This window comes from Hydrogenophaga sp. 70-12, assembly GCF_001897365.1.
Taxonomy (GTDB): Bacteria; Pseudomonadota; Gammaproteobacteria; order Burkholderiales; family Burkholderiaceae_C; genus Hydrogenophaga; species Hydrogenophaga borbori.
This window is the reverse complement of the sequence record NZ_MKSS01000369.1, coordinates 1-6,263: the sequence shown is the minus strand read 5'-3', so window position 1 is coordinate 6,263 and position 6,263 is coordinate 1. Positions and strand designations below refer to the sequence as shown.

Annotated in this window: 9 protein-coding genes and 1 pseudogene; 7 read left to right on the top strand and 3 right to left on the bottom strand. The window is 68.1% G+C overall.

Annotated features, from left to right (window positions below; all coding sequences use genetic code 11):
* Positions 1–41 precede the first annotated feature (41 nt).
* The 4 genes from BGO22_RS18750 (at position 42) to BGO22_RS18735 (ending at position 2,720) form a co-directional block, all read left to right on the top strand.
* A complete protein-coding gene (locus tag BGO22_RS18750) occupies positions 42–1,094 on the top strand; it encodes an aldo/keto reductase (RefSeq protein WP_070398921.1) in 1,053 nt (350 codons plus the stop codon).
* Positions 1,095–1,193: 99 nt separating this feature from the next.
* Entirely contained in the window at positions 1,194–1,685 is a 492-nt protein-coding gene (locus tag BGO22_RS18745; protein ID WP_204744393.1) for an aminoacyl-tRNA deacylase, read from the top strand.
* A 49-nt stretch (positions 1,686–1,734) separates the two neighbouring features.
* Positions 1,735–2,364 (top strand): glycerol-3-phosphate 1-O-acyltransferase PlsY, encoded by a 630-nt coding sequence (gene plsY / locus BGO22_RS18740; protein ID WP_070398919.1) that lies wholly within the window; start codon positions 1,735–1,737, stop codon positions 2,362–2,364.
* Positions 2,361–2,720 (top strand): RidA family protein, encoded by a 360-nt coding sequence (locus tag BGO22_RS18735; protein ID WP_070398918.1) that lies wholly within the window; start codon positions 2,361–2,363, stop codon positions 2,718–2,720. The genes plsY and BGO22_RS18735 overlap by 4 nt, the downstream gene beginning before the upstream one ends.
* 1 nt (position 2,721) lies before the next feature.
* On the opposite strand, the gene BGO22_RS18730 is transcribed toward BGO22_RS18735, so the two are convergent.
* Together BGO22_RS18730 and BGO22_RS18725 are read right to left on the bottom strand one after the other, a co-directional pair.
* A complete protein-coding gene (locus tag BGO22_RS18730; protein ID WP_070398917.1) occupies positions 2,722–3,339 on the bottom strand; it encodes a retropepsin-like aspartic protease family protein in 618 nt (205 codons plus the stop codon).
* A 126-nt stretch (positions 3,340–3,465) separates the two neighbouring features.
* Positions 3,466–3,951, bottom strand: a complete 486-nt coding sequence (locus tag BGO22_RS18725) for a YajQ family cyclic di-GMP-binding protein (RefSeq protein ID WP_070398916.1) — start codon at positions 3,949–3,951, stop codon at positions 3,466–3,468.
* 33 nt (positions 3,952–3,984) lie between these two features.
* On the opposite strand from BGO22_RS18725, the gene murB reads away from it, so the two are divergent.
* From murB to BGO22_RS18710, 3 genes are read left to right on the top strand one after another with little or no spacing between them, the layout of a single operon-like run.
* Positions 3,985–5,037: a UDP-N-acetylmuramate dehydrogenase gene (gene murB / locus BGO22_RS18720; RefSeq protein WP_070398915.1), complete on the top strand. Its 1,053-nt coding sequence runs from the start codon at positions 3,985–3,987 to the stop codon at positions 5,035–5,037.
* Positions 5,038–5,061: 24 nt separating this feature from the next.
* Positions 5,062–5,412 carry a DUF2200 domain-containing protein gene (locus BGO22_RS18715; RefSeq protein WP_070398914.1) on the top strand — a complete coding sequence of 117 codons (351 nt, stop codon included), beginning with the start codon at positions 5,062–5,064 and terminating at the stop codon, positions 5,410–5,412.
* Between the two features lie 11 nt (positions 5,413–5,423).
* Entirely contained in the window at positions 5,424–5,969 is a 546-nt protein-coding gene (locus BGO22_RS18710) for a DUF4256 domain-containing protein (RefSeq protein WP_070398913.1), read from the top strand.
* A gap of 81 nt (positions 5,970–6,050) precedes the next feature.
* On the opposite strand, the pseudogene BGO22_RS18705 reads toward BGO22_RS18710, so the two are convergent.
* Positions 6,051–6,263: pseudogene (locus tag BGO22_RS18705) on the bottom strand (argininosuccinate synthase); the annotation flags it as partial.

Sequence of the window (6,263 nt, the reverse complement as noted above, 5' to 3'; positions counted from 1 at the left end):
TACCGGCCCCGTAGGAATTCTCTGACGTTACAAATCCTTGCATGAACCCCGTCGCACTGGGCCAGAGCCCCCTTCACGTCACCCCCATCTGCCTCGGCACCATGACCTTCGGCGAGCAGGTCGATGAGCCGACCGCGCACCGCATCCTGGACCGCGCCGTCGAGCGCGGCGTGGATTTTCTCGACACCGCCGAGATGTACTCGGTGCCCGCGCGCGCCGAAACGTTCAGCGCCACCGAGACCATCATCGGCAACTGGTTCGCGCGCCACCCTGGCCAGCGCCAGAAGCTGGTGCTCGCTACCAAGGTGGCGGGACCTTCGCGCGGCATGCCCTGGATCCGCGGCGACAACGCGGGACTGAGCAAGGCCGAAATCGTGAAGGCCTGCGAGGGCAGTCTGCGTCGCCTGCAGACCGAGGTGATTGACCTCTATCAAATTCACTGGCCGGCGCGCAACCTGCCGGCCTTCGGCGCGCTCAGCTTCGACCCGAGCAAGGACAAGCCCTGCGCCTCGATCCTCGAACAGCTCGAGGCCATGGCCGAGCTGGTGAAAGCGGGCAAGGTGCGCGCCATCGGCCTGTCCAACGAAACGTCCTACGGCGTGCACGAGTTCGTGCGCCTGGCCGAGCAGCACGGCCTGCCGCGCGTGGCCACGGTGCAGAACCCCTACTGCCTGATCAACCGCAGCCACGAGAACGGGCTGGACGAGACCTGCCATCGCCTGGGCGTGTCGCTGCTGGCCTATTCGCCGCTGGGCTTTGGCCTGCTCACCGGCAAGTACGACGGCACCGGCCTGGTGGGCGGGCACGGCCGCCTGGCGATCTTCGAGAGCATGCGCAAGCAGCGCTGGGGCCGACCCGAGGCGCTGGCCACCGCCCAGCGCTACAACGCGCTGGCCCGCGAGCACGGCCTCACGCCGACGCAACTGGCGCTGGCTTTTTGCTACAACAACTGGCGCGTGGCCTCCACCATCCTCGGCGTGACCACCGTGGCCCAGCTGGACGAGTGCCTGGACGCCTGGGGCACGCCGTTCACGCCCGAGCTGCAGGCGGCGGTGGACAAGATCCGCTGGGACAGCCGCGACCCCGCGCAGTAAAAGGAACGCCCCTGCCGCGCCTCGCGCGACCCCCTCAAGGGGGCGATGCCTGCGGTCCCGGCAGAGCCGGTTCCGCGGCCTATCTGGACAAAGCCTGGTATGCCCAAGCCTCGACATGTTTCCGAGACACCCGCCACGGCCTGGCTCAAGGCGAATGGCGTCGTGTACACCGAGCATCCCTACGAGTACCTGGAGCACGGCGGGGCGCAGCACAGCGCGCAGGTGCTGGGCCTGGACCCGTTCGCGGTGGTCAAGACATTGATCATGCAGGACGAGGCCGCCAGGCCGCTGGCGGTGCTCATGCACGGCAACCGCACGGTGTCCACCAAGAACCTGGCGCGCCAGATCGGCGCGAAATCGGTGGAGCCCTGCAAGCCCGAAGTGGCCAACCGCCACAGCGGCTACCTGGTGGGTGGCACCTCGCCCTTTGGACTCAAGCGCGCCATGCCGGTGTTCGTGGAATCGACGGTGCTGGAACTGCCGCGCCTGTGGATCAACGGCGGGCGGCGTGGTTTCCTGGTCGGCATCGATCCGGCCGTGCTGAGCACTCCCCTGGGCGCGAAGCCGGTGCAGTGCGCGCTGGCAGAATGACGCGCGCCCCCCATTCCAACCACAAGAACCGTTGACCGAGGAGATGCCCTTGCAAGCGCTCTATCCCGCGCTGGCCACCGTGGCCGCCTACCTGATCGGGTCCCTGTCCTTCGCGGTGATCGTCAGCCGCCTGATGGGCCTGTCCGACCCGCGCACCTACGGCAGCAAGAACCCCGGCGCCACCAACGTGCTGCGCTCGGGCAGCAAGGCGGCGGCCATCGTCACGCTGCTGCTCGATGCGGTGAAGGGCTGGCTGCCGGTGTTCGTGGTGGCGCACTGGGGCGAGCCTTTCGGCCTGGGCGCGGGCACGGTGGCGCTGGTGGGGCTGGCGGCTTTCCTCGGGCACCTGTATCCCGTGTTCTTCAAGTTCCAGGGGGGCAAGGGCGTGGCCACGGCGGCCGGCGTCATCCTGGGCTTCAACCCCTGGCTGGGCCTGGCCTCGCTGCTCACCTGGCTCATCATCGCCATCTTCTTCCGTTATTCCTCGCTGGCGTCCATCGTCACGGCGGTGTTCGCGCCGGCCTACTACCTGCTGGGCGGCGGCGTGGCCTGGGAGGCCCCGGGCGTGATGGTGCTGGGCCTGGCCGTGATGGCGGTGCTGCTGGTCTGGCGCCACGCCGAGAACATCAACCGCTTGCTGGCCGGCAAGGAAAGCCAGCTCGGAGCCAAGAAGAAATGAGCCAACAAGGGATCCAGCGCGTGGGCATGGCCGCGCGCTACAGCGAAGCCGCCGTGTTCAAGGGCATCGTGTTCCTGGCGGGCATGGTGCCCGAGCGCGGCGACACCGATATCCGCGGCCAGACCGAGGACGTGCTGCAGCAGGTGGAGCAGCGCCTGAAGGAATGCGGCAGCGACAAGTCGCGCATCCTGCGCACCGAGATCTTCCTCACCGACATCCGCGACATCGCGGCGATGAACGAGGTCTGGGACGCCTGGGTGGTGCCCGGCGCCGCGCCGCCACGCGCCACCGTGCAAGCCGCCCTGGCCAACCCGGCGTACCGCATCGAGATCGTGGTGACGGCCGCGCAGGCCTGAGTCAGTAGCGCCGCTCCAGCGTGAGCTGGTCGTTGTTGCGCTGCATCTGGAAGCGCGTGAGGAAGCTGTTGCCCAGCAGCACGAAGGGCATGGGCTGTGGCAGCACGATGGCGGCCACGGCGTGCACCTGGGCGTCGCCCACGCGCACCGAGTCGAGCGTGACGCGGTAGCCCGGCGCGGTGCCGTTGGCCGTCTGCACGCTCACGCGCTGGCCGCGCTGGTAGTCCAGGTTGATGCGCTTGGCTTCCGACTCGCCGATGACGACCTGCGTGGCGCCCGTGTCCACCATGAACTGCACCGCGCGACCGTTGATCTGGCCTTGGGGCATGAAGTGGCCGCTGCCGTCGGCCGTGAGCACCACGCGCTGGGCACCGTTCGCGCCGGCCCCGGTGGCGCCGCCCAGGCTCACGGGCGCTTCGCCCAGGCGCAGGGCCTGGCGCTGGCCGCCGATCTCGACCACGGCCGAGTCGCCCTGCACCGACACCAGGCGAACGCCCTGGTGGGCCTGACCGGCCGCCATGAAGCGCGGCGCGGCGCCGTCGATGACCACCAGGGCCTTGCTGCCCGAGACGCCCGAGAGCGACACCGATTGCGCGACGACGAGGCCGGCCGACCCCATCAGGAAACAGATCAGCAGCGCGCGAAGGGACCGAAACCCAGACGTGCCGCGGAACCGGCTTTGCCGGGCCGCAGGCGCCGCCCCCGGAAGGGGGGGAGCGCCGAAGGCGCTGCGGGGGGGATTCAATTAGTCGCGGAAGTTGTTGAAGGACAAGGGCAGGTCCTTCATCTCGTTCTTGATGATGGCCATGGTGGCCTGCAAGTCGTCGCGCTTGGCGCCGGTCACGCGCACGGCGTCGCCCTGGATGGCGGCCTGCACCTTGAGCTTGCTGGCCTTGATGGCCTGCTGGATCTTCTTGCCGTCTTCGGTGGCGATGCCGTTGCGCACCTTGGCCACCTGCTTGACCTTGTCGCCGCCCATCTTCTCGACCTTGCCCATGTCGAGGAAGCGCACGTCCACGTTGCGCTTGGCCAGCTTGTTGCGCAGCACGTCCTCGATCTGCTGGAGCTGGAAGTCGGCGTCACCGGTGAGGGTGATCTCCTTGTCCTTCAACTCGATCGCGGCGCTCGTGCCCTTGAAATCGAAGCGCGTGCCGATCTCGCGCGCGACCTGATCGACGGCATTCTTGACTTCAACGAGATCGGCTTCTAGGACGGTGTCGAACGAGGGCATGGCGAGGCGGCGGTGGGTGAGAAAATCGCGGCCATGATAGTCGAGAAGCAGGTGCCTCTACAGGCCTACAACAGCTTTGGCATCGTGGCCAAGGCGCACCGCCTCGCGCGCATCCGCGCCGAGGCCGACCTGGCCGAGCTGCGGGCCTCGGACGACTGGCAGCAACTCACCCGCGAGACCCCCCCTTTCGTGCTCGGCGGTGGCAGCAACCTGGTGATCACGGGCGATGTGAGGCCTTTGGTGCTCAAGGTGGAGATCGCGGGCCGGCGCCTGGTGGAGGAAACGCCCAAGGGCTGGCTGGTGGAGGCTGGCGCGGGCGAGAACTGGCACGCCTTCGTGCAGTGGACGCTGGAGCGGGGCTGGCCCGGGCTGGAGAATCTGGCGCTGATCCCCGGTACCGTGGGCGCCTCGCCGGTGCAGAACATCGGCGCCTACGGCGTGGAACTGCAGGACCGTTTCCATTCGCTGGACGCCATCGACCTGCGCTCGGGCGAGGGATTCACGCTGGACGCCGCCCAGTGTGGCTTCGGCTACCGCGACTCGGTGTTCAAGCACCAGCCCACGGATGCGCGCGACTTCGGCCTGGCGGGCCGCGCGCTCATCGCGCGGGTGCGCTTCTGGCTGCCCAAGGCCTGGAAGCCGGTGCTGGGCTATGCCGATCTGGAGCGCAAGATCGCCGAAACCGGCAATACCACGCCGGATGCGCGCACGATCTTCGACTGGATCTGTGGCATCCGGCGCGCCAAGCTGCCGGACCCGGCGGTGATCGGCAACGCGGGCAGCTTCTTCAAAAACCCCACGGTGACGCTGGACCAATGCGCGGACATCATTGCGCGCGAGCCCAAGGTGGTGCACTACCCCATGCCCGATGGCACGGTGAAGTTGGCCGCGGGCTGGCTGATCGACGCCTGCGGCTGGAAAGGGCGCGGCGTGGGCAACGCGGGCGTGTACGACAAGCAGGCCCTGGTGCTGGTGAACCGCGGCGGGGCCACCGGGGGCGAGGTGGTCACGCTGGCGAAGGCGATCCAGACCAGCGTCTATGAGCGCTTCGGCATCCGGCTGGAGCCGGAGCCGGTGGTGATCTGAGTGTTTTCATCCGGAGGAATGACGATGGCTGGCCACCCCGTTTTCTCGATGAAGTTCGCCCGGCTGTACCCGCTGTACGTGCAGAAGGCCGAGCGCAAGCAGCGCACCCGTGAGGAGGTGGACCAGGTCATCGGCTGGCTGACGGGCTACGACGCGGCGGGCCTGCGCCGCCAGATCGAGCAGGGCAGCGACGTCGAGACCTTCTTTGCCCAGGCGCCCGCGTTTCACCCCAACAGCGCGCGGATCCAGGGCCTGGTGTGCGGCGTGCGTGTCGAAGCGGTGGACGACCCGCTGATGCGCAAGATCCGCCAGTTGGACAAGCTGATCGACGAGCTCGCCAAGGGCAAGGCGATGGACAAGATCCTGAGGAATTGAGCGAGGCACACATGAAACCCACCGAACGCGACCTGCTGCTGCAGACCCTGAAGACCCGGTTCGAGAAGCACCACAAGCGCCACAAGGGCATCGCCTGGGACGAGGTGCTGGCGCGGCTGGAGGCGAACCCCGGCGCTCTGTCGTCCCTGCACCGGATGGAGGCATCGGGCGGCGAGCCCGATGTGATCGGGCGCGACAAGGCCTCGGGCGTGTTCCTTTTCTGCGATTGCTCGGCCGAGACGCCCACGGGCCGCCGCAGCCTGTGCTTCGATCGCGAGGCGCTGGACGCGCGCAAGGAGAACAAGCCGCAAGGCAGCGCCATGGAGATGGCCGCCGAGATAGGCATCGAGATGCTCGATGAGGCGATGTACCGCCGGCTGCAGGAGTTGGGCGAGTTCGACCTGAAGACCTCCAGCTGGATCGCCACCCCGAAAGCCGTGCGCGCGCTCGGCGGGGCCCTGTTCTGCGACCGCCGCTACGGCCAGGTGTTCACGTACCACAACGGCGTGCAGTCCTACTATGCGTCGCGCGGCTTTCGGGGGCTGCTGCGGGCCTGATCGCGGCGCGGGCCGGACGGTGGCCCCAAAAGAAAGGCCCGCCAGCTGGCGGGCCTTTCGAGTGGAAGCGGTGGCCCCGCTTCAGTCCTTGCCGAGCTTGAGCATGTCGGTGCCGTCACCGCCGGTCAGCAGGCCGGTGCGGCTGTAGACGCCCAGCTTGCCGCGCGTGTCGGTGATGTCGAGGTTGCGCATGGTCAGCTGGCCGATGCGGTCCAACGGCGTGAAGGGCGCGTCCTCCACCTTCTCCATCGACAGCCGCTCGGGTGCGTAGGTGAGGTTGGGGCTCTCGGTGTT